Origin of the sequence: Microbacterium alkaliflavum (assembly GCF_044325405.1) — a bacterium.
GTDB lineage: Bacteria > Actinomycetota > Actinomycetes > Actinomycetales > Microbacteriaceae > Microbacterium > Microbacterium alkaliflavum.
Window position 1 is genome coordinate 377,619 of record NZ_JBIQWL010000003.1, and the last position, 26,162, is coordinate 403,780.

Annotated in this window: 28 protein-coding genes and 1 tRNA gene; 12 read left to right on the top strand and 17 right to left on the bottom strand. The window is 71.2% G+C overall.

From position 1 onward, the window contains the following. Position 1: 1 nt before the first annotated feature. The 8 genes from ACH3VR_RS10750 to ACH3VR_RS10785 all read right to left on the bottom strand — a co-directional run bounded on the left by ACH3VR_RS10750 (position 2) and on the right by ACH3VR_RS10785 (position 7,600). The gene (locus tag ACH3VR_RS10750; protein WP_396640783.1) at positions 2 to 343 is read right to left on the bottom strand and encodes a protealysin inhibitor emfourin; all 342 of its coding nucleotides are present in this window, start codon (positions 341 to 343) and stop codon (positions 2 to 4) included. Next, complete coding sequence (locus tag ACH3VR_RS10755; protein ID WP_396640784.1) at positions 321 to 1,391, bottom strand: M4 family metallopeptidase; 1,071 nt, start codon at positions 1,389 to 1,391, stop codon at positions 321 to 323. Before ACH3VR_RS10755 ends, ACH3VR_RS10750 begins: the two co-directional genes overlap by 23 nt. Before the next feature lie 130 nt (positions 1,392 to 1,521). Next, complete coding sequence (locus ACH3VR_RS10760; RefSeq protein ID WP_396640785.1) at positions 1,522 to 2,349, bottom strand: ATP-binding cassette domain-containing protein; 828 nt, start codon at positions 2,347 to 2,349, stop codon at positions 1,522 to 1,524. Then, entirely contained in the window at positions 2,346 to 3,134 is a 789-nt protein-coding gene (locus ACH3VR_RS10765) for an ABC transporter ATP-binding protein (RefSeq protein WP_396640786.1), read from the bottom strand. The genes ACH3VR_RS10760 and ACH3VR_RS10765 overlap by 4 nt, the downstream gene beginning before the upstream one ends. Then, entirely contained in the window at positions 3,131 to 4,042 is a 912-nt protein-coding gene (locus ACH3VR_RS10770; protein WP_397556506.1) for an ABC transporter permease, read from the bottom strand. Before ACH3VR_RS10770 ends, ACH3VR_RS10765 begins: the two co-directional genes overlap by 4 nt. 26 nt (positions 4,043 to 4,068) lie before the next feature. Then, positions 4,069 to 5,019 carry an ABC transporter permease gene (locus tag ACH3VR_RS10775; protein WP_396640787.1) on the bottom strand — a complete coding sequence of 317 codons (951 nt, stop codon included), beginning with the start codon at positions 5,017 to 5,019 and terminating at the stop codon, positions 4,069 to 4,071. Next, positions 5,016 to 6,524: an ABC transporter substrate-binding protein gene (locus ACH3VR_RS10780; RefSeq protein WP_396640788.1), complete on the bottom strand. Its 1,509-nt coding sequence runs from the start codon at positions 6,522 to 6,524 to the stop codon at positions 5,016 to 5,018. Before ACH3VR_RS10780 ends, ACH3VR_RS10775 begins: the two co-directional genes overlap by 4 nt. Positions 6,525 to 6,661: 137 nt before the next feature. Next, the gene (locus tag ACH3VR_RS10785) at positions 6,662 to 7,600 is read right to left on the bottom strand and encodes an alpha/beta fold hydrolase (protein ID WP_396640789.1); all 939 of its coding nucleotides are present in this window, start codon (positions 7,598 to 7,600) and stop codon (positions 6,662 to 6,664) included. Between the two features lie 139 nt (positions 7,601 to 7,739). On the opposite strand from ACH3VR_RS10785, the gene ACH3VR_RS10790 reads away from it, so the two are divergent. Genes ACH3VR_RS10790 through ACH3VR_RS10805 form a run of 4 tightly spaced genes read left to right on the top strand, consistent with a single transcriptional unit; the run spans position 7,740 to position 10,063 of the window. Further along, on the top strand, positions 7,740 to 8,216 hold the full coding sequence (locus ACH3VR_RS10790; protein ID WP_396640790.1) for a carboxymuconolactone decarboxylase family protein: 477 nt from the start codon (positions 7,740 to 7,742) through the stop codon (positions 8,214 to 8,216). Then, complete coding sequence (locus ACH3VR_RS10795; protein WP_396640791.1) at positions 8,213 to 8,932, top strand: tyrosine-protein phosphatase; 720 nt, start codon at positions 8,213 to 8,215, stop codon at positions 8,930 to 8,932. The genes ACH3VR_RS10790 and ACH3VR_RS10795 overlap by 4 nt, the downstream gene beginning before the upstream one ends. A gap of 50 nt (positions 8,933 to 8,982) precedes the next feature. Next, positions 8,983 to 9,447, top strand: coding sequence for an SIP domain-containing protein (locus ACH3VR_RS10800; protein ID WP_396640792.1), 465 nt, complete (start codon positions 8,983 to 8,985; stop codon positions 9,445 to 9,447). Between the two features lie 49 nt (positions 9,448 to 9,496). Next, positions 9,497 to 10,063 carry a hypothetical protein gene (locus ACH3VR_RS10805; RefSeq protein ID WP_396640793.1) on the top strand — a complete coding sequence of 189 codons (567 nt, stop codon included), beginning with the start codon at positions 9,497 to 9,499 and terminating at the stop codon, positions 10,061 to 10,063. On the opposite strand, the gene ACH3VR_RS10810 is transcribed toward ACH3VR_RS10805, so the two are convergent. From ACH3VR_RS10810 to ACH3VR_RS10825, 4 genes are all read right to left on the bottom strand, one after another. Next, positions 10,060 to 10,524: a Fe-S oxidoreductase gene (locus ACH3VR_RS10810; protein WP_396640794.1), complete on the bottom strand. Its 465-nt coding sequence runs from the start codon at positions 10,522 to 10,524 to the stop codon at positions 10,060 to 10,062. The two genes, ACH3VR_RS10805 and ACH3VR_RS10810, sit on opposite strands and share 4 nt — an antisense overlap. A 22-nt stretch (positions 10,525 to 10,546) precedes the next feature. Further along, on the bottom strand, positions 10,547 to 11,368 hold the full coding sequence (locus ACH3VR_RS10815; protein WP_396640795.1) for an arginase family protein: 822 nt from the start codon (positions 11,366 to 11,368) through the stop codon (positions 10,547 to 10,549). 127 nt (positions 11,369 to 11,495) lie between these two features. Next, a complete protein-coding gene (locus ACH3VR_RS10820; RefSeq protein ID WP_396640796.1) occupies positions 11,496 to 12,257 on the bottom strand; it encodes a PspA/IM30 family protein in 762 nt (253 codons plus the stop codon). A gap of 77 nt (positions 12,258 to 12,334) precedes the next feature. After that, positions 12,335 to 14,344 carry a TPM domain-containing protein gene (locus ACH3VR_RS10825; protein WP_396640797.1) on the bottom strand — a complete coding sequence of 670 codons (2,010 nt, stop codon included), beginning with the start codon at positions 14,342 to 14,344 and terminating at the stop codon, positions 12,335 to 12,337. A gap of 148 nt (positions 14,345 to 14,492) precedes the next feature. Between ACH3VR_RS10825 and ACH3VR_RS10830 the strand changes: the two genes are divergently transcribed. From ACH3VR_RS10830 to ACH3VR_RS10850, 5 genes are all read left to right on the top strand, one after another. Beyond that, entirely contained in the window at positions 14,493 to 15,326 is an 834-nt protein-coding gene (locus tag ACH3VR_RS10830) for a DUF3097 domain-containing protein (RefSeq protein WP_396640798.1), read from the top strand. Positions 15,327 to 15,496: 170 nt separating this feature from the next. After that, positions 15,497 to 16,240, top strand: coding sequence for a tRNA (guanosine(46)-N7)-methyltransferase TrmB (gene trmB / locus ACH3VR_RS10835; protein WP_396640799.1), 744 nt, complete (start codon positions 15,497 to 15,499; stop codon positions 16,238 to 16,240). A gap of 104 nt (positions 16,241 to 16,344) precedes the next feature. Beyond that, positions 16,345 to 17,586, top strand: a complete 1,242-nt coding sequence (locus tag ACH3VR_RS10840) for an MFS transporter (RefSeq protein WP_397556507.1) — start codon at positions 16,345 to 16,347, stop codon at positions 17,584 to 17,586. Then, positions 17,587 to 18,516 carry a CPBP family intramembrane glutamic endopeptidase gene (locus ACH3VR_RS10845; RefSeq protein ID WP_396640800.1) on the top strand — a complete coding sequence of 310 codons (930 nt, stop codon included), beginning with the start codon at positions 17,587 to 17,589 and terminating at the stop codon, positions 18,514 to 18,516. Positions 18,517 to 19,041: 525 nt separating this feature from the next. Further along, positions 19,042 to 19,377 carry a hypothetical protein gene (locus ACH3VR_RS10850; protein ID WP_396640801.1) on the top strand — a complete coding sequence of 112 codons (336 nt, stop codon included), beginning with the start codon at positions 19,042 to 19,044 and terminating at the stop codon, positions 19,375 to 19,377. 15 nt (positions 19,378 to 19,392) lie between these two features. Here the strand turns inward: ACH3VR_RS10850 and ACH3VR_RS10855 are convergent, their stop codons facing one another. From ACH3VR_RS10855 to ACH3VR_RS10875, 5 genes are all read right to left on the bottom strand, one after another. Next, a complete protein-coding gene (locus ACH3VR_RS10855; protein ID WP_396640802.1) occupies positions 19,393 to 19,653 on the bottom strand; it encodes a hypothetical protein in 261 nt (86 codons plus the stop codon). 32 nt (positions 19,654 to 19,685) lie between these two features. Then, positions 19,686 to 20,180 carry a GNAT family N-acetyltransferase gene (locus tag ACH3VR_RS10860; RefSeq protein ID WP_396640803.1) on the bottom strand — a complete coding sequence of 165 codons (495 nt, stop codon included), beginning with the start codon at positions 20,178 to 20,180 and terminating at the stop codon, positions 19,686 to 19,688. Positions 20,181 to 20,205: 25 nt separating this feature from the next. Further along, the gene (gene opgC, locus ACH3VR_RS10865) at positions 20,206 to 21,315 is read right to left on the bottom strand and encodes an OpgC domain-containing protein (protein ID WP_396640804.1); all 1,110 of its coding nucleotides are present in this window, start codon (positions 21,313 to 21,315) and stop codon (positions 20,206 to 20,208) included. 178 nt (positions 21,316 to 21,493) lie between these two features. After that, a tRNA-Arg gene (locus ACH3VR_RS10870) sits at positions 21,494 to 21,566 on the bottom strand. A 44-nt stretch (positions 21,567 to 21,610) separates the two neighbouring features. Beyond that, the gene (locus ACH3VR_RS10875) at positions 21,611 to 22,399 is read right to left on the bottom strand and encodes an SGNH/GDSL hydrolase family protein (RefSeq protein WP_396640805.1); all 789 of its coding nucleotides are present in this window, start codon (positions 22,397 to 22,399) and stop codon (positions 21,611 to 21,613) included. Positions 22,400 to 22,581: 182 nt separating this feature from the next. On the opposite strand from ACH3VR_RS10875, the gene ACH3VR_RS10880 reads away from it, so the two are divergent. The 3 genes from ACH3VR_RS10880 to ACH3VR_RS10890 all read left to right on the top strand — a co-directional run bounded on the left by ACH3VR_RS10880 (position 22,582) and on the right by ACH3VR_RS10890 (position 26,105). Next, positions 22,582 to 23,472, top strand: a complete 891-nt coding sequence (locus ACH3VR_RS10880) for a transglutaminase-like domain-containing protein (RefSeq protein ID WP_396640806.1) — start codon at positions 22,582 to 22,584, stop codon at positions 23,470 to 23,472. Positions 23,473 to 23,609: 137 nt separating this feature from the next. Further along, entirely contained in the window at positions 23,610 to 25,277 is a 1,668-nt protein-coding gene (argS, locus tag ACH3VR_RS10885; protein ID WP_396640807.1) for an arginine--tRNA ligase, read from the top strand. A 3-nt stretch (positions 25,278 to 25,280) separates the two neighbouring features. Then, the gene (locus tag ACH3VR_RS10890) at positions 25,281 to 26,105 is read left to right on the top strand and encodes an LmeA family phospholipid-binding protein (protein WP_396640808.1); all 825 of its coding nucleotides are present in this window, start codon (positions 25,281 to 25,283) and stop codon (positions 26,103 to 26,105) included. Positions 26,106 to 26,162: the final 57 nt, after the last annotated feature.

Consider the following 26,162-nt stretch of genomic DNA (forward strand, 5'->3'; position numbering starts at 1 on the left):
CTCAGCGCTCCGCGGTGCCGTCGCTCCAATCGCGCACGGCGTCGACGAGCTCGCGCCAGGGCCCCGTCACGGCGCTGTCGGCGAGATCGGCCTCCCGGTCGCCGTCTTCGCCCCAGCGGGCGTGGATGCTCCACTGGAAGCGGTCGGCGCCGCGCTGATCGCGCTGGGCGGGATCGTCCCACGGACAGCGCGAGATGAGGGCGATCCAGACGGATGCCTCCTCCTGGCGCGGCTCGGCCCGCCAGCGCTTCGTGAGTCCCGCGAACCCGCCGGTGCGGGTCACGGCGACGACGAGCGTGGGCGACGGCTCGGGGGAGTCGTCAGGACTTCGGGGCTGGTTCATCCTCGATGACGCCGACGTCCCTCCATCCGGCGCGGACGGCGGCGACCTCCTCAGAGTTCACACCGTACTCCGCTTCCGCCGTGGCGATCGTGGCGGCGGCGAACTCGGCGAAGTCGGCCGTCTGGGAGAGCTTGCCCGACGTCACCGTCTTGTACCAGATGAGGCCCGCGCGTTCCCAGGCGTGCCCGCCGAGCGCGGTCGCCGCGAGTGCGAAGGCGCGATTCGGGATGCCCGAGTTGATGTGCACGCCGCCGTTGTCGCCGCTGGTCACGACGTAGTCGCGCATGTGCGCGGGCTGCGGGTCCTTTCCGAGGACGTCGTCGTCGTAAGCCGTGCCGGGGTGGATCATCGAGCGCAGGGCCTTGCCCTGCACGGCGGGCGTGAAGATGCCCTCGCCGATGAGCCAGCTCGCCTCGTCAGCGGTCTGCCCCCGCTGATGCTGCTCGGCGAGCGCCCCGAAAACGTCGGAGATCGACTCGTTGAGCGCTCCGGACTGCCCCTGATACTCGAGGCCGCCCGAGGCTTCCGTCACGCCGTGTGTGAGCTCATGCGCGATGACCGTGATCGAGTTGGTGAAGCCCGTGAAGACCTCGCCGTCCCCGTCGCCGAAGACCATGCGCGTGCCGTTCCAGAACGCGTTGTCGTACTTCCTGCCGTAGTGCACGGTCGCCAGCAGCTCACCGCCCGCGTTGTCGATGCCGTTGCGGCCGTAGGCGTCCCAGTAGAAGTCGAACGTCTCGCCCAGCCCGTCGAACGCTTCGTCGACCGCCTCGTCGCCCGTGGGCGGGTCGTCCTCCCCGCGCACCTTGACACCCGGGAGCGTCTCCCGGTTGTGCGCGTCGGAGATCGTGCGATCGGGCGCGGGACCCGTCTCCGCGACGAGGCTGCCGGCTTCGTCGATCGACAGGCGCAGGCGCTCGCGGCTCGGCCGGTAGTCGCGATCGACGGCAAGGGTCGCCCGCGCCGCCTCCGCCGCGTTCTGGAGGTGCGGCTCGGTCGCCGCGGCGATGCGGGCGAGCAGATACGGCGGAACGATCGGGTGCCTCATGCTCCGAACCTAGCCGCCGATGCCGACACGCGGGTCGGCGCGCCCGCGCGTCGGAGATTCACGCCGACGTCGGAGGATTCCGGACGAATGCTCCGACCTCCGCGCGATCCTCCGACGTCCATCGAGGGGGTCAGGATGCCGCGGAGCCGGGGTCGATCACGGGGATCGACGCCAGAAGGCGCCGCGTGTAGGCCGCATGCGGCTGGAGCAGCACCTTCTCGGTCGGACCCTCCTCGACGATGCGGCCGTCCTTCATCACGACGACCTCGTCGCAGAGGTTCTGCACGACGCCGATGTCGTGCGACACGAGAATGAGCGTGAGGTCGTCGCGGCGGCGGAGATCGGCCAGCAGCTCGAGCACCTGTGCGCGCACCGTGACGTCGAGCGCGGACATCGGCTCGTCGCCGACCAGCAGGCGCGGCCGGTGCACGATGGCGCGGGCGATCGCGATGCGCTGCCGCTGCCCGCCCGAGAACTCGTGCGGGAAGCGGTCGGCCATGTCCGGCTCGAGACCCACGTCGACGAGCACCTCGCGCACGCGGTCGCGGCGACCCGCGCCTCCCGGCTGGCCGTCGCCGCCGAGACCGAGCGCCCACAGCGGCTCGCCGACGATGCGGCCCACGCTCATGCGCGGGTCGAGAGAGGCATACGGGTCTTGGAAGACCATGCCCGTGTCGCGGCGCAGCCAGTGCAGTGCGCGGGCGCCGGCCGAGGCATCCACGTTCCGTCCGTCGAATTCGACCGTGCCCTCGGAAGGAGTGTCGAGCGCGAGGAGGAGTCGCACGAGCGTCGACTTGCCCGAGCCGGACTCGCCGATGATGCCCACCGACGAGCCGGCGCGCACGTCGAGGTCGGCGTCGTCGAGCGCCGTCGAGGTGCGCGCACGCTCGAACAGCGTCGCCTTGGGGATGGGGTACCGGCGCGTGAGGCCGCGCGCCCGCACGAGAGGGGCCGTCACGCGACACCTCCCGGGCGCCACAGCGTCGCCGTCGCATCGCGGAGGAGGCCCTGCGTCACCGGCGACGCCGGCTCCGTCAGCAGGGTCGCGACGGGCGCCTCCTCGACGATGCGGCCCTCGTCGAGCACGATGCCGTGCGTCGCGATGCGCGACAGCACCGCGAGGTCGTGCGTGATGAAGACGAGCGACATGCCGTCGCGCTCGACGAGCTCGAGCAGCAGGTCGAGGATCTCGGCCTGGATCGTGACGTCGAGCGCCGTCGTCGGCTCGTCGGCGATGAGCAGCCGCGGCCGGCACGCGAGCGCCGTCGCGATCGCGACGCGCTGCCGCTGCCCGCCGGAGAGCTGATGCGGATAGCGATCGACGATCCGCTCGGGGTCGGGGAGGGCGACGCGAGCCGCCTCCTCGATCGCACGGCGCTTGGCCTCGGCGCGCGAGACGCGCTGGTGGATGCGCACCGACTCGGCGATCTGACGTCCGACCGTGCGGATGGGGTTGAGGGCCGTGCGGGGCTCCTGGAAGACGATCCCGATGTCGTCGCCGCGCAGTTCGGCGAGCTCGCGGTCGGCCAGGCCCAGCAGCTCCCGGCCGTTCCACCGGATCGAGCCGCCGGCCGACGCCCCGTCGGGCAGCAGTCCGAGGATGGCGAGGGCGGTCATCGACTTGCCCGAGCCGGATTCGCCGATGAGGCCCACGCGAGCGCCGTCCGGCACGTCGAACGAGATGCCGTGGACGATGCGGCGGCCTGAGACGTCGATCGTGAGATCACGCACTTCGAGCGTCATGACACGACCTCCGGCACGTGGGTGCGGGCCGTGCGCGCCGACCCGCCGCGGCGGGTGAGGGTCGGGTCGGTCGCCTCGCGGAGCCCGTCCCCGAGCAGGTTGAGGCCGAGCACCGTGAAGGTGATGGCGAGACCGGGCCACACGACCGAGAGCGGGTGCACCGTGATGAACTGCTGCAGCTGGGCCAGCAGCAGGCCCCACGAGGGCTCGGTCACGGGCGCGCCGAACCCGAGGTAGGACAGGCCCGCCTCGGCGAGGACCGCGACGGCCATGCCCCATGACAGCTGCACGATGAAGACGGGCGCGACATTGGGCAGCAGATGCCGCACGAGGTTCTGCGTGGGCGTGAGACCCGCCATGCGCCCGGCGAGCACGAACTCGCTGTGCAGCACGCGTCGGAGCTCGGGGCGTGTGACGCGGGCGATGTTGACGCCGAAGCCGATGCCGACGGCCCAGATCACGACCCACAGCGACCCGCCCCACACGGCCGCGATCATCATCGCGATGATGAGCACGGGGAACGCGATGAGGATGTCGACGAACACGGCGACCGACTCGCGCAGCCACCGCGCCGTGAGCGCCCCGAGGGCGGCCAGCGCGATGCCGACGATCGTCGCGACGATGCCCGCGCCGACGGCGACGAAGACCGTCGTCCGTGCGCCCGCCATGAGCAGGCTCAGGATGTCGCGACCCGTGCCGTCGGTTCCCAGCAGGTGCGGCCAGCCCGGCGGTGCCCAGCGGTTCCGGACGTCGACCTGCTGCGGGTCGAACGGCGTCCAGAAGGATGCCACGATCGCGGTCGCGACGACGACGGCGACGACGATGAGCCCGAACCGGCCCGTGGACAGCGCCCACAGCCGGCCGAGCCACCCCCAGCGCGACGCGCGGCGGCGGGCCGCGGCATCCATCCGGCGCGCAGCGCGCGTCTGCTCGGTCATGACGCCTCCCGCTGGCGCGGGTCGAGCGCACGGTGCACGAGGTCGACGACGAAGCCCACGACGAGGACGAACCCGGTGAGGGCCAGGAGCTCACCCTGCACCTTGGGCAGGTCGCGCGCGCTCACGTCGGCGACGAGCATCCGTCCGATGCCGGGAAGGGTGAACAGCTGCTCGATGACGACGGCGCCCACGATGATGCCCGCGACCTGGAGCCCGAGCACGGTGATCACGGAGAGCCCGACGTTCGGGAGGCCGTGGCGGATGAGGGCCGCGTCGCGGGTGAGTCCCTTCGCGGCGGCGGTGCGCACATAGTCCTGCCCGACGGCCTGCAGGGTCGCGCTGCGCACGAAGCGCAGCAGCATCGCTCCCTCGACGATGCCGATCGTGAGCGCGGGGAGGATCAGCGCACGGATCGCCGCGGCGGGGTCCGACCACCCCGAGCGCGGGAACCCCTGCGCCGGCAGCCAGCCGAGCCAGACGGCGAAGACGACGACCAGCATCATCCCCGCCCACACGACGGGGACAGCCGCGAGGGCCTGCGAGCCGACGTTGAGCGCCGTGCCCGACGCGCGGCTGCGGCGCATCGCCGAGATGACGCCGAGCGGCAGGCTGAACAGCAGCGCGATCGTCAGGGCGAAGATGCCGAGGGGCACCGTCACCTGCGCCTTCTGCAGCAGCTCGTCGGTCACGCTCGAGCCCGTCAGGAGCGACGTGCCGAGATCGCCGTGCAGCACCCCGCCGATCCAGTCGATGTACTGCGAGACCAGCGGCTGGTCGAGTCCGAGGTCTCGGCGGATCGCGTCGACCTGATCCGGCGTGCTGTTGGTGCCTGCGACGAGTTGGGCGACGTCACCGGGGAGCACGCGGAGCGTCAGGAAGATCAGCACGCTGGCGACGAGGAGCCCGAGCAGGAGCAGGGCCAGGCGCGTCAGCGCGTATCGGATCACCCGTCGCTCTTGGAGAGCTCTGCGAGGTTGAGGCGCTCGTTCACGTTGATCGAGGGCATACCCGTGATGTTAGTGCCGACCGCGACGACGGACGCGCCGTTGAAGAGCCAGTCGCCGCCCGCGTCGTCCGACACGATCTTGGCGGCCTGCTTGAGCAGATCGGCGGCCTTGTCGGGGTCGGTCGCGGCGACCGACTCCTCGTACAGCTTCTGCACTTCGGGGTTGTCGTATGTGAAGTAGTAGGTGGGGTCGGCCCAGTTCTCGAAGTCGCGTGCCTCGGTGTGCAGCACGAAGCTCAGCTCGTAGTCCTTGTTCATGTAGACGTCGTTGAGCCACGTCGGGAAGTCGACCGAGTTCACCTCGAGGGTGATCCCGACCTTGTTGAGGTCGGAGACGAGGATCTGAGGAATCGTCGTCGAGTAGAAGCTCGGGATCGTGAGGGTCAGCGTCAGGTCTTCGTAGCCCGCCTCCTTGAGGAGGGCCTTCGCCGCCTCGGGGTCGTACGGCGCGACGTCGGAGAGGTCTTCGTAGCCGGGGTCGAGCGAGGGGATGGGGCCGTACAGCGTGTCACCCGACCCGAGGGCCTCCACGATCGACTCGTGGTCGATGGCCTGGCGGATCGCCTGCCGCACGCGCTTGTCGGCCAGCGGTCCCGAGGTCTGGTTGAAGGCGAGCGTGCCCTTGTCGGTCGACTTGCCGAGCACGAGGTGGAAGTCGCCGTTCGCCTCGACCTGGTCCTTGAGCGTCGCGTCGAAGCCGGTCACGACGTCGACCTCGCCCGCGAGCGCGGCGTTGAGCGCAGCCTGGTTGTCGGGGATGTAGTCGAAGACCACCTCTGCGACCTTGGCCTTGTCGCCCCAGTAGGCGTCGTTGCGGGCGTAGCTGATGCTGTCGCCCTGCTTCCACTTGTCCAGGACGAACGGGCCGGTGCCGTTGGTCTTCGTCTTGTAGTCGACCGTGTCGCCTTCCTTGAAGACGAGGCCGGCGCGCCCCGTGAGATTCCACAGCAGCGTCGAGTCGGGCGCGCTCAGGGTGAGCGTGATCGTCTGACCGTCGGCGGCGATCGTGGCGACGTTGGCGAGGCGCGCGGAGTCGCTCCATCCCGGGGTGTTCTTGCGGGTCGTGAGCGACCAGACGACGTCCTGAGGCGTGAGGTCCTGACCGTCGTGGAACTTCACGCCCTCGCGGAGCGTGAACGTGTAGGTGAGGCCGTCGTCGGAGACCTTGTAGTCGCTCGCGAGCGCCGGCACGATGTCCTGCTCAGGCGTGCGGGCGACGAGGCCCTGGTAGACGTTGTCGATCAGGATCTGGTCGAGCGCCGCACCGGCCGTCTGGCGGATGTCGAGGTTGCTCGGCTCGAGCACGAGCCGGATGACCGCCGACGCGTCGGGGTTCGGGTTGCCCGTCGCGCTCGGTGCCGAGGAGCCGCCTGCCGTGCAGGCGGCGAGCAGGAGGGCGCTCGCGGCAAGAAGGGCGGAGGCGGCGAGAGCTGTGCGGCGGAGCATGACTGTCCTTTCCGAGGGGCATCCGGTGCGGATGGACGCGTGCCGAGGGGGGAGTCGGCGGGATACGCGTGGCGTTCCCAGCCTAGGGAACCCGCGAGGGGCCGATCGCCATCGCTACGCGCAACGAAACAGAAGTGTTAATCCTTCCCGGCGCGCTCCGCGACGAGGCGTCCGAGCTCCACGGGGCGCTCCTCCTGCACGTTGTGCCCGGAGTCCAGCTCCACGACGGACGCCGCGGGCACGCGCTCCCGGAAGGTCGCGGCATCCCCTTCGCTGACGTAGCCGCGCGTGCCGCGCACGAGCGTCAACGGCGAGGCGACGGCTCCGAGGTCGGACCATCCGCTCTCGGACAGCACGGCGGCGAGCGCATCCTGCTGCGCCGCGGCGGCCTCGGCGAGCGCCGGCGATGCCGACATCGCATTCGCGAGATGCGCGAAATGATGCTTCCACTCGACGCGGCCATCGGGCCGGAAGCGGCTGTTGTGATACACGCCGCGCGCCGCGGCCCTCGGCGATCCGCCGAGGCCGAACGAGAGCGCGCGCTCGACGAGTTCGTCGCGGCTCGCCCAGTCCGTCGGGCCTGCGAAGAAGTCGCGCAGCTGCGACGGGCCGCCGTCCGGGTCGATGCCGGGCGTGATGTCGACGACGACGACGTCGCGCACGAGATCGGGACGGGATGCCGCGACCGCCGCCGCCGTGAGGCCGCCGAGCGACTGCCCCACGAGCACCTGCGGACGCTCGGTCCACGCTTCGATGCCTGCGACGATGTCGGGCGCGAGCGATCCGCCCGTGTAGGCGAAGTCGTCGCGCCACGACGAGTCCCCGTGGCCGGGGAGGTCGATCGCGAGGGCGGGCAGGCCGAGCGCGAGGATCGTCGTGTCCCACGTGTGGGCGTTCAGGCCCGCGCCGTGCAGGAACGTCACCTCCGGGGATCCGCCCCCATACCGCAGCGCGCTGAGCCTGCGCCCGTCGGGCAGCGCGATCGACACGCGCTCGCCGCGCGGGATCGGGCCGCCGATGCCGGCGTCGGCAGCCTGCTCGGACAGGAAGGAGAACTCGTCGATGGGGTCGCTCACCCGGCCATTCTGCCGCTCCGCGCGGGGGGCGGCGCCCCGCGAGACTTCACGAATGTCACGCGCGGCGCATGGTCGCGTGACATCAGTGAAGTCTCGCGCGCGGGGCGGGCGCATCCGGGCCCGTCATAGGGTGAAAGGCATGAGCGAAGAACGACGCGTCCACCTTTCGCGGTCAGCGCCCGACGCGTACAAGACGCTCGATGCCTTCTCCAAGACCGTCGGCCGGATCGCGGGCGAGGCGGGGATCGACGACCGGCTCAAGGAGCTCGTGCAGATCCATGCGTCGCAGCTCAACGGCTGCGCATTCTGCGTGCGCGTGCACGTCGACCGCGCCGTCAAGGGGGGCCTCGACGCCGATCTCATCGCGCAGCTGCCGACGTGGCGTGAGTCCGGAGTGTTCACCGATCGGGAGCGTGCAGCGCTGGAGCTCGCCGAGGCGTTCACGTTCATCCACGACGGGGGCGTGGCCGACGAGGTCTACGACCACGTGGGCGGCATCCTGAGCGAAGACGAGTACGTCGCGCTCAGCTGGATCCTCGTGTCGATCAACGCCTTCAACCGGATCGCGATCGCGGGTCGCTACCCCGTGCCGCCCCGTCACGCGGCCCCGGCATGACCGGCGTGCTCGTCCCGGGCGCCGTCAACCTGCGCGACGTCGGCGGCCTGCCGGCACGGTCGGGGCGCACGCGCTCCGGTGTGCTCTACCGGTCGGGCAATCTCGCGCACCTCGAGGACCCCGGCGTCGCGGCGCTCGGCGACCTGGGGCTGCGCCGCATCATCGACCTCCGCGACGACGAGGAGGTCGCGCACGCGCCGAGCAGGCTCGGCGACCTGACCGTCACGACGCAGCGCGCGCCCCTCTTCCTCGGCTCCGTCGCGTCGTTCTTCGAGGACGACATCCCGCTCGACGAGATGTATCGCCGCATCGTGGAGGAGTCGGCCGATCGCGTGGTCGAGGTCGTCCGCGGCATCATCGCCGACCAGCCGGTGCTCGTCCACTGCACGGTGGGGAAGGACCGCACCGGCGTCACGGTCGCGCTCACCCTGGCGGCGGCCGGGGTCGACGAGGAGGCTGTCGTCGCCGACTACGCGCGCACCGAGGGGCTCCTGCCCGAATGGCGCAACCGCAAGGTCGTCGAGACCCTGCGCCGCCTGCACCCGGGCGCCGTGAACCTGGAAGACCTCGCGACCCGATCGCCCGCGCCCGTCATGGCGGCACTCCTCGCGGGAGTCGCGGCGCGGTACGGGTCGATCGGTGACTACCTCCGTGCGCACGACCTGCGCGACGACGAGCTCGACGAGCTGCGCGGCATCCTGATCTCGGACTCATAAGGTCATACTCAGGTTAGGCAACCCTATCCTCGCGGTATAGTGGTCGCGAGATGTCCCAGACCACCGAGCACAACGCCGCCGCCTGCCGCGCGTCGCGGCACACGCGTGTGCAGCACTTGATCACGGCCGACGAGTCCTCGCTCGCCGAGCTCGAGGCGCTGCTCGCGACGCTGCCGATCTGCTCGACGGGTCGCGTCTTCGTGGAGATCCCGGATGCCTCGTGGCACGCCGATCTCGTCGCGCCGGCCCGCATGGTCGTGACGTGGCTCGACCGCTCGCAGCGCACCGGCGATCCGGGCACCGGACGTGCGTGCGCGCCCGGGCAGGCGCTGACGCGCGCGGTCACGGCGTGGGCGAACGAGATGCTGTGCGCCGACGACGATCACACCCGCATCCATCTCCTCGGCGGGTATCTCGGCACGGCGGACATCGTCGACCACCTCACCGAGCGCCTCGGAATCGACGCCCAGTCGATCCACGCGCCCGCGGAGTACAACCTCAGCACCGCGCGCTGACCCGCGCGCCGCGAGGGGCCCGCGCCCGGCGCTCAGTACGCTCGCGCGCATGACCAGCCCGCTCGCCGTCGATCCGCGCGACCTCCGCATGCCCGTCTGGGTCGTCGTGTGGCTCACCGTCTCCGCCGTCGTCCAGACCTACGACGCCTGCTACGTGCTGCTCGGGCCGCTGTCCCACGCGGGCGGTCCGCTCGCAGGCCTGTGGCCGGGGCACGTCTTCTACGGCAGCTTCGACCACCGCTACGCGCAGTTCGACGCCTTCGGCAGTGCGCAGAGCTGGGCGAACCTCGTCGAGGTCGTCTTCATCGTGTGGGCGCTGTTCCACGCGCGGAAGTGGTCGGGCGTCGTCGTGGGGCTCATCGTGACGGTCGCCACCTTCTGGAAGACCGTCATCTACTTCCTCGTCGAAGCCTCCAGCGGACTCGAGATGACGCGGCAGTCGCTCGAACGCGGCGACCTCGCCGGGTTCCTCGCCGTCGCGGTGCTGCCGAACCTCTTCTGGATCGTCTTCCCGCTCGCCGTCGTCATCGTGCTCGGCCGACAGGTGCACCGCGTCGGCCGCGCGGCGGCGACGGCGGTCGCGGCATCCACCCCCACCGCCGAGCCGGTCGCCTAGCGCGTCGAGGCTCCGCGCGGGATGTAGTTGCCCGCCTCGAGTCCCGCCTCGATCTCGAAGCGGTTGCGCAGCGGATCGCGGCCGGCGAACAGGTAGAGGAACGGCATGAGGAAGCCGTAGCGCCGCCACTGGCGCGCGTGCACGGCCTCGTGCTCGAGCAGGCGCGCCGAGACGACGCCGTCGCCGGTCAGGAAGCACCCGCCGACGCAGACCCCGCCGCGCGCGAAGGTCCAGCGCGGCATCCCGCGGAACACCCACAGCCCGCTGCGCTGCTCGACCTCGCCCGTGCTCCACAGACCGCCCCACAGGAAGCCGATCGTCGTGCCGTACCAGTAGCCGACGCGGCTCACGGGGGAATCGAGCAGGAAGCGCGGGATGACGCGGTCGAAGCGGCGGCCGCGTGCGACGGCACTCTCGGCGGCGGCCTCCCAGCCCGGGGGCGGCGTCGGGATCGGGCTCATCGGAGCGCTCCGCCGGTCCGGCTCACGCGAGGGCTCCGACCACCCGCAGAATCGCGCCGAGGTCGTCGACGGCCGCGGCCGGGGTCGGCGGCGCGAAGCCCGCGATCGTCGCGCCCAGCAGCGGCGTCGTCGCGCGGATCGCGCCGATCGCGGCGACGAGCTGTGCCACCGTGAGCCCGAACGGCACGGCGGCCGTGACCCCGGTGAGCACGGCGGGGTCGAGCACGTCGAGGTCGACGTGGATGTACACGCCGGCAGCGCCGGTCGCGGCGACGGCCTCGGCGATCGCGCCGGGCTCGGCGAGGTCGGCGGAGTCGATCGCGACGATGTCGAGGTCGGCGACGCGGGACTCCTCGTCGGTCTCGTAGTCGCGCGCGCCGGCGAGGATGACGCGCTCGGGGGCGATCGTCCCGGGGGCGAGCGCGAGGCTCGCCGGGCCCTCGCCGAGCACGGCGCTGAGCGCCATGCCTCCGAAGGCGCCCGAGTTCGACGTCGGCGGCGTGTGCAGGTCGGGGTGCGCGTCGAACCAGACGACGGCGAGCGACGGCTCGCGCTCGGCGACAGCGCCGATCGCCGCGATGCTCACGCCGCAGTCGCCCCCGACGACGATGACGGGCGGCTCCGTGCGGGCGAGCTCGTCCTCGAGCGCGTCGCGCGTGCGCAGGATCGAGCTGTAGCGCAGCACGCCCGTGTCCAGAGCCTCGCCGGCTTCGAGCGGGACGTCGATCGTCGTGCAGGCCGTGCGGGGGAGGTCGCCCGCGATCGCCTGTGCGCCGTCGATGAGCTGCATCGCGCGCGCCGACGGCGAGCCCTGCCACTGGGGAACGATCACGAAACGCGCCATGAGCCCATCATTGCGTAGGCGCCGGGAGGCGCGGCGTCCGCTCGCCGCGAACGGTCGGCGAACGGCACGCGACGAGGCGATCGGGCGCCGCGACCCGGAGGTCGCGGCGCCCGATCGACGGTCGGGATTACGGCGTGTACGGCACGCTCGGCGCGTCGATCGCCGCCTGGGCCGGCTGCGCGCCGCCCTTCAGAGCGGCGAGACGGGCCTCGACCTCGGTCAGCTCGCCGACGTCCTCGAGCTGGTTGAACTGCGCGTCGATGCTCGACGCCGCGAGCTCCTGCTTGCCCTGGGCGAGCGCCTCCTGGCGGCGGATCTTGTCCTCGAAGCGGCCGAGCTCGCTTGTCGGGTCGAGCACGTCGATCGACTTGACGGCGTCGGCGACCTTGTTCTGCGCCTCGGCGGTCTTCGCACGGGCGAGCAGTTCGGAGCGCTTGGCCTTCAGCTGCTCCAGCTTCTGCTTCATGCCGTTGAGGCCGTCCTTGAGCTTGTCGACGACCTCCGTCTGCGCCGCGATCGTCGGCTCGACGGCCTTCGCCTGGTTCTCCTCGCTGATCTGGCGCTGCAGCGCGATCTTGGCGAGGTTGTCGAACTTGTCGGCGTCGGTCGTGCTGCCCTGACCACGCAGCTGGTCGGCCTTGCGCGATGCCGCGAGGGCCTTGTTGCCCCACTCGGCAGCCGCCTGGACGTCCTCCTGGTGGTCGCGCTCGAGCAGTCGCAGGTTGCCGATCGTCTCGGCGATCGCGGCCTCGGCGTCGGCGATGCTGTTGGTGTAGTCGCGGACCAGCTGGTCGAGCATCTTCTGGGGGTCCTCCGCGGAGTCCAGAAGCGCGTTGATGTTCGCTCGGACGAGCGTGGAGATGCGACCGAAGATGGACTGCTTTGCCATCGGTTCTTCCTTCCTTTAGAAGTGTTCGCGTGTTGTCGGGTTCGGGATGCCGCCTGCCGCGGCGCTGTGCGGACTCGTCAGAAGCGACCGCCCCCGCCTCCGCGCCGACCGCGAGTCGCGCCGCCGCCGAAGCTTCCCGGGTTGAAGCCGCCGCCGGCGCCGGGGATGCGGCCCATGCCGCCTCCCCCGCCGAAGCCCCCCATGCCGCCGCCACGGCTCCCGCCGCTCAGGACGGAGTTGAGCACGATGCCGCCGAGGACGGCGCCGAGCATGCCGCCGCCGCCGCCCGAGGAGGCGAGCCCGCCTCCGCCCCCGAATGACCCGACGTCGTTCTGGGCGTACTGGATCGCCTGCCCGGCGAGCTGGTCGGCACGCTGCGCGTACTGCAGCGCACGGTCGGGATCGGCCGCCTGGAGCTGCTCGGCCTGCACGAGCGACGCGCCGGCCTCGGCCAGTCGCGTGCGGGCCTCCGCCCCGACGGCGCCGCGCCGGGCCGTGATGTAGTTCTCGGCGGCCGACACCTGCGCGCGCGCCTGCAGCATGACCTGCCCGAGCAGCTGCTGCGCGCGCTGCGCCTTGGCGGCGGCATCCCGAACCCCCGCGATGACGGCGTCGATCTGCTGGTTCGCGGCCTCCAGACCCTGCAGCGCCGCGAGGGGGCGCTTCTGCGCGCCGGTCAGGAGGGCGCGCGACGCGTCGACCTGCTGCCGGGTGGCGGTCACCGTGGCAGCGACGCGTCCGTCGGGGTCGGGAAGGGCGGATGCCGCGGCGATGTCCTGCTCGAGTTCGGCGACGAGCGCCTGACCTTTCTGCTCACCCTCCGCCAGGTCGTCCGCGAGCTTGTCGATCGCCTGCTCGAGGAGCGCCGCCTGGCCCACCGCCTCCTCCGCGGCGCGGATGCTGACGGCCGCCTGGCCGCCGTCGCCCGCTCCGATCGCGGTCTGCGCCGCGGCCAGCTGCGTGTCGGCGAACGTGATGCGGTCGCGCGCCTGGTCCGGGTTGTCGTGCACTGTCGACAGCGCCTCGGGCGCGTACGACTGCCCCAGCTCGCCCAGCCGCTGCGCCGCGGCGTCGAGGGCGCCCGCGGCCTTCGCACGCTCCTCCTGCACGCGGGCGAGCGCTTCGGGCGCGTTCTGCTCGAGCTTGCGCAGCTCGTCGAACGCCTCGGCCTTCTCATCGAGGCCCTGATTGGCCGCCTCGAGCAGCGAGATGATCTGCGTGTTCCAGGCGCGCACCTGCTCCTCGGTGTCGGGGGTGGAGTCGTCGAGCTGCTGCTGAAGCATGAAGGCCTTGTTGAGGTTGTCCTTCGCGGTCTGCAGCGCCTGTTCGAACTCGACCGTCGCGGCGTCGCCGAACTGTGCTTTCGCGAAACCGAGCTCCTGCTCGCTCGTCTTGACGGCGTCGTCGGTGTCGACCAGGGCGGCCGCCGCCTGGCGTTCGAGGTCTTTCGTGCTCACCTGCGCGACGGGCGGCTGACCCGCGGGGCCGGCCTTCGCCTTGCGCCGACGGCGGATGAGCAGCCAGATGATGACGCCCACGATCGCCGCGAGCAGGACGAGGATCAGGATGCCGGTGAACCCGCCGCCTCCGCCCGACGCGGTGTTCGTGCTGCCGTTGAGTGTCGATGTGATGCCGTCGGCGGCGGCGTCGACCGCGCCGACCCAGTCCTGGGCTGCCAGCTTCGGCTGCACCTGCTGCTGCCCGATGGTCGTGGCCTGCTCGACGCTGATCGGCCCGGACGGATCGGTCGAGAGGAAGTACTGCCGGCTGTCGACGGCGACGGCGAGGAGCAGCTGGTTCGAGCCGAGGCCGTTGTCCTCGGCGGTCTGGTTCGCCCAATCCTCCGCCGCCGTCGGATCGGTGAACTCGTCGACGAAGACGACCCAGAGGTCGGCGTCCGTCTCGTCGGACAGCTGCTGGAGGCGGGCTTCCGCCGTCGCCTCCTCGGAGCTGGACAGCACCCCCGCCTGATCGACGACATGGCTCGTCCCGAACTCGACGGGCGCGGTCGCCGAGGCCGCGGCGCCGCCGCCGCCGAGCAGCAGCGCGAGAGCCGCCGAGAGCGCGAGAGTCCGCCGCGCGCGCATCGCTTCCCCCTCCTCGGGAGCCCGTGGAGCCGCCCCCTCGCCGAGTCTATTCAGGGCCCGGCATGCATCGGTAGGGAAGCGTGGACTGCGGGTCGCTGCCCGTCCGGAGCCGGCGTCGCCGGTACGCTGGCGGGTCCGGGAGGGCGCAATGGACGATCGATACGGCACAGACGTGCTCGCGGCGGGATGGAAGAAGCAGTTCCAGCGCGAGCTGCGCCGCGTGCCCGCCGAGCGCGACCTCGTCGTCGAGGTCGCCGACGACGGATACTGCGGCGCCGTCACCGTCGTGCGGTCGGGCACGGTCGAGCTCGAGGACCGCCACGGGCGCCGGCGCGTCTTCCCGATGGGCGCCGGATTCCTCGTGGACGGCGAGGATGTCGTGCTCGTCCCGCCCGCTCCCGTCGCACCGAAGGGCCCCACTCGCACGGCGTCCGGGTCGTTCGCCGTCGCCGACGACCGCGCGCGCGTCGCGCGCCCCAGTCGCATCCTCGTCGAGGGGCGGCACGACGCCGAGCTCGTCGAGAAGGTGTGGGGCGACGACCTGCGCGTCGAGGGCGTCGTCGTCGAGTACCTGCAGGGCGTCGACCTGCTCGACGCCGCGCTCGAAGAGGAGCCGCCGTCGGCCGAGCGCCGCTACGGCGTGCTGGTCGACCACCTCGTCCCGGGGTCGAAGGAGTCGCGCATCGCCGACGCCGTCGCCCGCGGCCCGCACGGCGCGCACGTGCGGATCGTCGGCCACCCCTACATCGACGTGTGGCAGTGCGTCACGCCGCGCGCCGTCGGCATCGCGGCCTGGCCCGAGGTGCCGCGGGGCATCGAGTTCAAGATCGGCGTGTGCCGCGCTCTGGGTTGGCCGGCGCGCGACCAGGCCGACCTCGCCCGCGCATGGCAGCGCATCCTCGCGTCGGTGAAGAGCTACCGCGACCTCGAGCCCTCGTTCCTCGGCCGCGTCGAGGAGCTCATCGACTACGTCACCGCCTGACGCACGGCATCCTCCGGCCCCGCGCTCCGTTCCCATACCCCGAGACAAGGGATGTCGCCGAGACACGGGATCGTGTCGCTCCGTTTCGGCGGAATCCCCCGTCTCGGCGAAAAAGGATGCCGATGTTCGTGGCCCCCGACACGCCGAGCGCCGCTCGGTAGCCTGGAGGGATGTCCGACCCCGCCGCCGAAACCACCTCCCGCACCTTCCGAGAGCGGCCGGTGTCGTTCGTGCGGCGGAGCGGCCGGATGTCGGAGGCGCAGGAGCGCGCCTGGACCGAGCTCGCCCCGCACTACGTGCTCACGGTGGAACGGGATGCCGCGGCGACGAGCGTGCGGCCGGGCGTCGCCGTCGATCCCGTCGCCGTGTGGGGACGCGAGGCGCCCCTCGTCGCCGAGATCGGCTCGGGTCAGGGCCACGCCATCGTGCATGCGGCCGCGTCGGCGCCCGACCGCGACTTCCTCGCGATCGAGGTCTTCAAGGCGGGCCTGGCCCGCACGATGCTCGACGCCGACAAGGCCGGCGCGCGCAACCTGCGGCTCGTCGAGGCGAACGCGCCCGAGGTGCTGCAGCACCTGCTTCCCGAGGCCTCCATCGACGAGCTCTGGGTGTTCTTCCCCGACCCGTGGCATAAGAAGAAGCACACCAAGCGGCGGCTCGTGACGCCCGAGTTCGCCGCGACCGGCGCCCGAGCACTGCGCGACGGGGGAGTGTTGCGGCTCGCGACCGACTGGGAGGAATACGCGCTGCAGATGCGCGAGGTGCTCGATGCGGCGCCGGCCTTCGAGCGCGACTTCGACGGGGAGTGGGCCGAGCGCTTCGATGGGCGCGTGCTCACGGCCTTCGAGCGCAAGGGCGCCCGCGCCGGCCGCTCGATCCGCGACCTGACGTATCGGCGGCGGGCGCGCGCGTGACCACACCCGACGACCCTTTCGGCCGCGGGCTGGAGTCCGCCCCCGCCGATGCGGTCGTCGGCGCCGCCCCTGCGGCATCCCCGGGCCGCGACCGCTGGCGCTTTGTGCGCCCGCTGTCGCATCGCGATTTCCGGATGCTGTTCTCCGCCGTCGTGCTGTCGATCTTCGGCGCCGGCATGTGGGCCGTCGTCATGGTCTACACGGTCATCGACGCGGGCGGCGGGCCGGTCGAGCTGTCGCTCGTCGCCGCGTGCAACGCCGTCGGCCTGCTCGCATGCGCCATCCCGGGCGGCATTGTCGCCGACCGGGTCTCACGGCGACTCATCCTGCGCGTCGTCGAGCTCGTCAACGTCGTCGCGGTCACGTCGATCGCCGTCGCCGGGATGCTCGGCACCGTCACGGTCCCGCACCTCGCGATCGTCGCGTTCGCGCTCGGCGCCGGCGCGGGCTTCTTCTTCCCCGCGTACAGCGCGATCCTGCCGCGCATCCTGCCGCCTGCCCAGTTGCTCGCCGCGAACGGCCTCGAGGGCGCGATCCGCCCCGCGCTGCAGCAGGCGGCGGGTCCCGCCGTCGCGGGTGTCGTGGTCGCGGCGGTCGTCGCGCCCGCCCACGCCGCGTGGGTCATCGCGACGGCGCACGCGCTGGCCCTGCTGCTCCTCATGTTCGTGCGGCCCGAGCCCGCGATCGAGAAGCAGCCCGGAGACGAGGAATCCACTCCGCGCAGCGTGTTGCACGACCTCCGCGAAGCCGTCTCCTTCACGGTGCGCACCCCGTGGCTGCTGTGGACCCTTCTCTACGCGACCATCTGGGTGCTGGTCTGGATGGGACCCGAAGAGGTGCTCCTTCCGTTCGTCACGCGGGAGCGCATCGGCGACGACCCCCGATGGTTCGGCTTCCTCCTGGCGGCCTACGGGCTGGGCGGCGTGCTCGGCTCGATCGTGGTGTCGTCGTTCCGGCTTCCGCGGCGCTACCTGACGGTCATGATCGGCGTGTGGGGCCTCAGCACGCTGCCGTTCATCGTGATCGGGGTCACCGACGCGTACTGGCTCATGGTGCTCTCGGTCTTCACCGTCGGGTTCGGCTTCAGCTACGGCAACGTCATCTGGGGCACTCTCCTGCAGCGGCGCGTGCCCACGCACATGCTCGGGCGCATCTCGAGCCTCGACTTCTTCGTGTCGCTCGCGCTCATGCCCGTCTCGATGGCGCTCGCCGGTCCTCTCGCGGAGGTCGTGCCGATCCCCGTCATCTTCCTCGCCGCGGGACTCGTGCCGTTCGTCCTGTCGTTCCTCGTCATGTGGGTCGCGCGCATGCCGCGCGACGAGCTCGAGCATCCGCTGGGGGACTGAGTGCCGGCCGCCCCGCTGTCGTCGCCCCGCCCGGCGTGGTCGTGGGGCCTCGCGCCCGCCCTGCTCGCGTGCCTCGCCGCCCCCGCCTTCTTCGTCCTGCGGGTGCCGTGGCTCGGATGGGTGCTGCTCGCCCTCGCCCTCGTCGGTGCGTGGATCGTCGAGCGCCCGGGGCCGCGGGGGACGGATGCCGCGGCCCGGCCTGCCGCCGACGTCGAGGTGCGGGCGGGCTCGAGGATCGAGACGGCACGCCTCATCGGCATCCAGCGCCCTCCGAGCCTCGTGCGCGACCTGTCGCTCGTCGCGGCGGGACTGCTCGTCGTGAGCGCGATCCCCCTGAAGGCGGAGCTCGACGACGCCGCGATCCTGCGGTTCGCGGTCGGACTCGGCGGCGCCGTGGCGGTGCCCTACCTCGTGTCGCGGTTCGTCTACCGCGACCGCGCGGTCCGGTTCCCGTGGCGCGGCGGCGGCCGGTGGACGGCGTTCCAGTGGACGTGGCTCGTCGTCGTGCTCGCCCTTGCCTGGCTGATCCTGCCGTTCTACTTCATCACGTCGGGCGTCTACACGAACTGGCCCGTCGTCGACACGCCCGAGCTCATCGCGCGCCTGTTCGTCGGCGTCGGCACCGTCGGCATCTGGGACGAGCTCTTCTTCATCTGCACGGTGTTCGCCCTCCTGCGCCGGCACTTCCCCGACTGGCAGTCGAACGTGCTGCAGGCCGTCGTGTTCGTGTCGTTCCTCTGGGAGCTCGGGTATCAGGCGTGGGGTCCGCTGCTGACGATCCCGTTCGCTCTGCTGCAGGGCTTCATCTTCATCGTGACGCGGTCGCTCGGCTACGTCGTGACCGTGCATCTGCTGTTCGACGCGATCGTCTTCCTCGTGCTCGTGCACGCGCACAACCCCGGAATGCTCGACCGCCTCTTCCTCGTCTGACGGGGAAGGGATGCCGCGACCCGGCCGGTGGCCCGGTGCGCGGCATCCCCTTTCCCGCGTCGACGTGCTTCACTCTGGGTGTCCATAGCCCGTGCTCTCACCGAGCGCCCGTGTTGCGTGCTGCGCGGAGCGTGGGCTTTCGGTGAGAGCACGGGCTCTGGCAGGCAGGACTGCTGTCGTCGAGTCCTTCCGGGTGCGCGCGGCGCGGCATCCCAAACCTTCATCATGACGTTGAAGTGACTTTCGGGTGAACACTTGACGCCGCGACGCGTCGGAGTATCTTCACTTCTGTAGACGGAAATCAGAAACGAGACCCTCGAAAGAGGATCAGACACGGAAACCAAAATCTGCACTGACGATCGCCCCGAGGCTTCGGCCCCGAGGCGATCTTCATTTGTGCCCGAGGGATGCAAGGGATGCCGCCGCATCCCCGTCGCTCAGCCGAACCGATGACCTCCGATAGCGCCCGCTTCTGCCGAAGGCAACCCCTCAGAGCCGATTCCCGATCGGCGGTAGGAATGTCGTGTGAAGGTCATCGCGTATGCGGGCGGCGAATACGTCACGGGGGACGAGATCGCCGAAGCGCTCCTCGAGTACAGCGAGGCCCTGGCTGGAGCCGGGTCGGCCGCGCACATGGAGATCCCCATCGTCGATGCGCACGGGCAGCGCGCACGCGCGGCGTTCCTCGTCGGACCTTCCAGTCAGATCGTCGTGACCCCGGCGGATCCCGGTACCGAGGAGCTCACCGACCAAGAGGTCGTGGACCGGCTTCGCCGGCTCACGCGATCGCTGCACCCGGTCGCCTACCCCGCCGCGGAGGGCGATATGTCGCTCGAGGACTTCGACGGGTCGGAGGGGTAGCCGTCGCCGGCGGCCTCAGCCGCTCGCGCCTTCCGGTACCTGGATGAAGTCGGTCTCGAGCCAGCCCCAGACGATGAGGCTCGCTCCCCAGAATGCGACGACGACGCCGATGACCAGGATGATCATCGCGATCGAGCCGGCATTGCGCGGCTGTCCGCCAGGAGACGGCCCGAGGCGCTGGACCACGAGGCCGGCCAATCGGTTCCGGCTGAGCGCGCCGCCGATGCCGGCGACCAGGAGCACCACGCCGGCGAGCAGCATCAGACCCGCCTCCACGGTTCGACGCTACGCGCACGCCGGGACGTCGGCTATGGGCGGCGCCACTCCATGCAGACCAGCTGATCACGCGCGTCCCACGACGGCACCTGCGTGAAGCCGCGCGCGACGTAGAGGCGGGCGGCGCCGTGCCGCCACTCCCACACGGAGAGACGCACGACTCCGGCACGGTCGGCCAGAACGGTGTCGAGGAGCGCCGATCCGACGCCGCGGCCCCGGGCGCTCGGATCGGCCCAGAGCCGCTTGATCTCCACGGCGTCGCCGTCGTGCTTCACGATGGCGACGCCGACGGGGGCGGCATCGACCTCCGCGACGAACACCTCGCACGCGGCGAAGGCGGTGCGGGGATCCTCGACCTCGCGGCGGTACGCCGCAGGGAGGTCGCCGGTCGGCGCCGCTCCGCGGAGGTGCTCGGCCTTCTCGCGCTCCGTCTGCTGCAGGTAGTCGCCGACAAGCCGCCCGACGGCGGTCGCATCGGGTCCGTCGAGGTCGGCCGCGCGCACGGTGAGCGACGTCCGGTCCGGCATCGGCGCACCCCGTACATCGGCTCTCTCAGGATTTCGAAGCACCGGCACCTTCTCGATGCTGCGGCTGCTGCTCACGGGTGCCCTCGCGCCGATCGCGAAACCGGCACCAGCCGTACATGACGAGGAGAGCGACCGCCGCGTAGACCATCGCCTTCCGGCCCGTCGTGTCATAGGTCCAGAACAAGGGCGTCACGATGACGAGGATGCAGAGGATGACGTAACAGTCCAGGCTGCGTCGACCGATCCGCCCGATCTCGGAGGCGACGATGGGGAACCGCTCAGCGAGCGGGGTGAGCGCACCGTAGAGGGCGGCCACGACGACGAAGGCGAAGACGATCGTGCCCACGCCCAGCGTGCCGTCGTCGAAGAATCGGTCGATGACAGCGAGCGCACCTTCGCCCGGTGCCGCCGCGGAGTCGATGCGCGCGTGCGCAGCGATCGCGACCACGACGCTCACGCCGAGCAGGCCGATCCACACGGCGGGACGCAGCAGCATCCCGCGCATCCGCGACCAGTGCCAGCCGACGAAGAAGGCCGCGAAGTACAGGAGCTGCCATGTGGCCCAGTTGATCTGGCCGGGGACGCCGGGAACACGCGGGAGGGTGAACGACGTCGGCCACAGGATCCCGGCCGCGTAGAGCACGGCGACTCCGACGGCAAGGACCCATGCGCGCCGTCTCGCCAGGGCCCACGAGGCCAGCGGCGTGAAGACAAGGAGGATGACGTACAGCGAGAGGATCGACGCGAACTTCGGATTGATCTGCAGCGTGAGTGCAGCCACGAGGGGCTCCCACCACGAGGAGAAGTCGTTCGCGCCCGCGTACCGGACATCGAGGGCCGGACTGATGGATGCGACGATGAACGCGAGCGCGCAGATGCCCAGGTGGGCGCCGTAGACGACGGCGCCGCGCCGGAGTGCCTTCGACCGGCCCGCGCGCAGGCCGAGGCGTTCGACCGTGCGGCGTTGGACGATCGCGACGACGAAGCCGGACAGGAGGACGAATCCCATGGCACCGTCGAACCACACGAGGACGTGGCTCGCTTCCCAGGCGAAGCTCTTCGCGGCGAGGTGAGCCGTCGTCATGCTGACGATGCACAGCGTGCGGATCACGTCGATCGCGCGATCGCGCCCCATCGTCATTTCTTGTGCCCCCGACAGGATCCCTCGCGCCCTCCACCCACCGCTTCGCGGCGCGCGGAGCCTCTGGCGCGTGGGGCCGGCGAACACGCCCGCTGCGCCGGCTGTTCGATTCCTGGCTCAGCAGTCGAGATGCGTGAAGGGGCTGCCCTTCGGGCGGCCCCTTCACACATCGTGCCCCCGACAGGAATCGAACCTGCGACCTTTGGTACCGGAAACCAACGCTCTATCCCCTGAGCTACGGAGGCGTACCGATCGAGGGTATCACCGCGGCATCCCCTGTCCCGACGCGTCAGCCGGCGTCGGCCGTGACAGCGCTCGGCTGCGCCATCCGCTCGATGTCGTCGGCGAGGCGCTGCGCGAGATAGGCGTGGCCGGCGGTCGAGGGGTGATTCCGGCCGACGTCGCTCGTGTCGATCACCGACGGATAGTCGTCCGGCGTGATCCAGTCCTCCGCGATGGGGGAGACGTACCACCAGCCGCGTGCGGCGGCGAGACGCGAGAGGTCGGCATCGATCGCAGCGGTCGCCTTCTGGACGGGGAGCACCTGCGGCGCCGGCCCGAGGATCACGATCCGGGCGTGGGGGTAGAGCGCGGCGAGCTGGTCCCACGCGGCGTTCACGGCATCGGCGTAGCCCGTCGGATAGAGCGTGCGGTCGTTGATCGACCCCTCGACGATCACGAGGTCGGGGTCGAGGCCGGGGTCGAGCGCCGCGATGCGCTCGCCGTAGGCGGGACCGTCCATTCCGGGCTTCAGGTAGCCGCTTCCGCGCACGCCGTCGACGACGGTGTTCCATCCGAGGCGCTCGCCGATGACGTACGCGTAGCCGAGCGTCGGCACGGTCGCCGCGGAACCATAGGTCCAGGAGTCGCCGAAGATCAGGACCGTGGGGTGGTCGGGCAGGGCGAGGGCCGCCGGCGCGACCGCCGCCGACTCGGCCCGTGCGACGGGAGCGACCGGCTCGGCGGGCGTCGCCCATGCCCGCCAGACCGCGACGGCGCACACGATCGCGACGGCGGCGAGACAGGCGAAGAGGAGCCGTCTCGGACGCCGCGCGCGGGGGCGTCCGTGCGGGTTCACGCGGCGAGTGTACGTCAAGAACTCCGGATCGCCGCATCCGTCTCGAGACACGGGAAAACCCAGGTCGGAAGCCTGCGATCCGCCGGGACGGGGCGACCCCGTGGAAGCGCTCTCGGCGACCTCCCGGCATCCGTTCCACATCCCCGCAGAGAGAAGGGGATGCGGCGTGCGAGGATACTTCGGTGCAACGCCTCGTGACCGCCGAACTCGACCTCGATCTGGGGTCGTCCGTCGACCTCATCTTCCAGATCACGGCGGCCCAGCAAGTGCCTGTCGTGAGCGAGCAGCTGACCTTCACGCAGGGTGAGCGCGTGTACACGCCGACCGAGATCGTCGACCAGTCCGGCAGCCGTCTGCACCGCCTCACGGGCGAGGCGGGACGCCTCGAAGTGCGGTACGAGGCCACCGTCGAGGGGCAGATGTCGGCGAGCCGCACGAGCGACCTCGAGGCGATCACCTACCTGCGCCCGAGCCGCTACTGCCAGTCCGACGAGGTGTTCTCGCAGGCGCGCCGCCAGTTCAAGGGTCTGCACGGGTACGAGCTGATCGCCGCCGTGAGCGACTTCGTCGCGACGAGCACGACCTACACCCCCGGCCTCAGCCAGGGCACCGACAGCGCCGTGACGACCCTCATGACGGGCCAGGGCGTGTGCCGCGACTACGCGCACGTCGTCATCGCGCTGCTCCGGGCGATGGACATGCCGGCCCGCTACGCCGCGTGCTTCGCGCCGGGCCTGCGCCCCATGGACTTCCACGCCGTCGCCGAGGCCTACTACGACGGCGCCTGGTACGTCATCGACGCGACCCGTCTCGCGAACCGCCGGTCGCTCGTGCGCATCGCGACGGGACGGGATGCCGCCGACTGCGCCTTCCTCAGCTACCACGGCGGTCACGTCGGCCTCGCCCGCATGCGCGTCGACGCGTGGGTCATGCCCGACGACGCGTCGCCCGAGGTGCTCGGTGCGGAGACTCGTCCCGACATGATCGGCGCCGAGTCGCGCCCCGAGTCGCCGTGGGCCGATGCCGACGACCCGGCGGCCGATGACCCCGCCGCGCTCATCCAGCTCGCCTGACCTCTGCCCCGGAACGGTGAGCCTCCACCTGACCGCCGAGCACGCGGGGGACACCCACGCTCTCGGCAGCCCGGTGGAGGTTCACGGGTCGCTCGCGCACGGGGCGCACAGGCGCTGAAACGTAGACTGGTGCGGCTATGACTCCTGACGCCCTCTCCGCCGCCCTCGCCGCCGTCATCGTCCCCCTCGCCGAGACGCGACGCCCGGGCTCGGCTGCAGGGCTCACGGCCGCCGATCTGCCGCTGGAGCGCCCGAAGAACCGGGAGCACGGCGACTGGGCGTCCAACGCGGCGCTCAAGCTCGCGAAGGCCGTCGGCGCCAATCCGCGCGAGTTCGCCGGCGAGATCGCGGCGAAGCTCGCCGAGACGCCCGGCGTCGCGAGCGTCGAGGTCGCCGGACCCGGATTCATCAACATCCGCCTGGATGCCGCCGCAGCCGGCGCGCTCGCTCGGACGATCGTCGAGGCGGGAGCCGCGTTCGGCACCAACGAGAGCCAGCGCGGCAACACGATCAACCTCGAGTTCGTCAGTGCGAACCCGACCGGCCCGCTGCACATCGGCCACACGCGCTGGGCCGCCCTCGGCGACTCGATCGCGCGCCTCCTCCTCGCGAGCGGCGGGACCGTCGCGCGAGAGTTCTACATCAACGACGCCGGCGCGCAGATGGAGCGCTTCGCGCGCTCCGTGCTCGCGGCGGCCAAGGGCGAGCCGACTCCGGAGGACGGCTACGCGGGCGACTACATCGCCGAGCTCGCGCGCCGTGTGACCGCGAAGCGCCCCGACCTCCTGACGCTCGACCCCGAGACGCAGCTGACGACAGCCCGCGACCTCGCCTACGAGTTCCAGCTCGCCGAACTGCAGTCCTCGCTCGAGCAGTTCAACGTGCACTTCGACGTGTGGTTCTCCGAGCGCGTCCTGCATGCCCAGGGCCAAGGCGGCGACGCGAGCCTCGTCGACGAGGCCGTCGACCGCCTGCGCGCGCAGGGTCACGTCTTCGACGAAGAGGGCGCCGTCTGGGTGCGCACGACCGACTTCGGCGACGACAAGGACCGCGTCATCCGCCGCTCCAACGGCGAGTACACGTACTTCGCCGCCGACGCGGCCTACTACCTCAACAAGGGCGACCGCGGCTTCGCGCGCAAGATCTATCTCCTCGGCGCCGACCACCATGGCTACGTGCACCGTCTCAAGGCGCTCGCGGGTGCGGCCGGCGACGACCCCGACAAGGACATCGAGGTGCTCATCGGGCAGCTCGTGTCGGTCAACGGCGCGCGGCTCAGCAAGCGCGCGGGCAACATCATCGAGATGGACGACCTTCGCGAGTGGCTCGGCACCGACGCCCTGCGCTATTCGCTCGCGCGCTACCCCGCCGACTCGCCGCTCACGCTCGACCCCGAGCTGCTGCGCAAGCGCACGAACGACAACCCGGTCTTCTACGTGCAGTACGCGCACGCCCGCACGCACAACGTCGCCCGCAATGCCGAGGCCGCCGGCGTCGGCCGCTCGGAGTTCGCCCCCGAGCTGCTCGACCATGAGACCGAGTCGGCGCTGCTCGGCGCGCTGCAGGAGTTCCCGCGCATCGTGGCTTTCGCCGCCGAGCTGCGCGAGCCGCACCGTGTCGCCCGCTACCTCGAGGAGCTCGCGGGCCTGTACCACCGCTGGTACGACAACTGCCGCGTCATCCCGCAGGGTGACGACCCCGTCGAGGCCGTGCACCGCACGCGCCGCTGGCTCAACGACGCGACGGGTCAGGTGCTGCGCAACGGCCTCGACCTGCTCGGCGTCCAAGCACCGGAACGGATGTAACCGATGAGCACCGGCGACACCTACCCGACCCAGCCTCTGCCCGACTGGTCGACGGCGCCGCCGGAGCCGCGCAAGCGCCGCAGCCCGTGGCCGTGGATCATCACGGCGCTCATCGTCGTCGGCCTGGCCATTGCGGCGTGGTTCGTCGCGGAGTGGATGGCTCGTGGTCTCGTCGAGCGCACGATCCGCGAGCAGGTCATCACGAACCTCGCCCTCCCCGCCGACCAGCAGGTCGACGTCACCGTCGAGGGCACCGTCATCCCGCAGCTCATCGCGGGCAAGCTCGACAGCGTCACGGTGTCGTCGGACGACGTCCCGGTCGGCGAGGTGACGGGAGACGTCACGGTGCACGCCCACGGCATCGGGATCCAGGGGGATGCCACGGCCGACTCAGCGACCGCAACCGTCCGCCTCGACGAGAGCCAGGTCAAGAAGCTCCTCAGCGACGTCCAGGGCTTCCCGGTCGATTCGCTCGGCCTCGCCCAGCCCGACGTCACGATGTCGACGAACCTCACCTTTCTCGGGCTCTCGGTGCCTGTCGGCGTCTCGCTCACGCCCTCGGTGGCAGACGGCGCGCTCGTGCTGACCCCCTCGCAGCTTCAGCTCGCGGGTGCCGATGTCTCGGCCGACGACCTGCGCAGCCGCTTCGGCAGCATCGCCGACACCGTGCTGAAGGACTACACCGTGTGCATCGCGCAGTACATCCCTGCGGGCATCACGCTCACGGGCGTCGAGGTGGAGGGGCAGGACGTCGTGGCCGACGTCGACATCGACGGCCGCATCGTGAGCGACCCCGCGCTGCAGCAGAACGGCACCTGCCCCGCCTGAAGATCGCACCCCGCGCCGCGTATCACCGGAGCACGCCCGGCCTCGTTCATGAGGGGG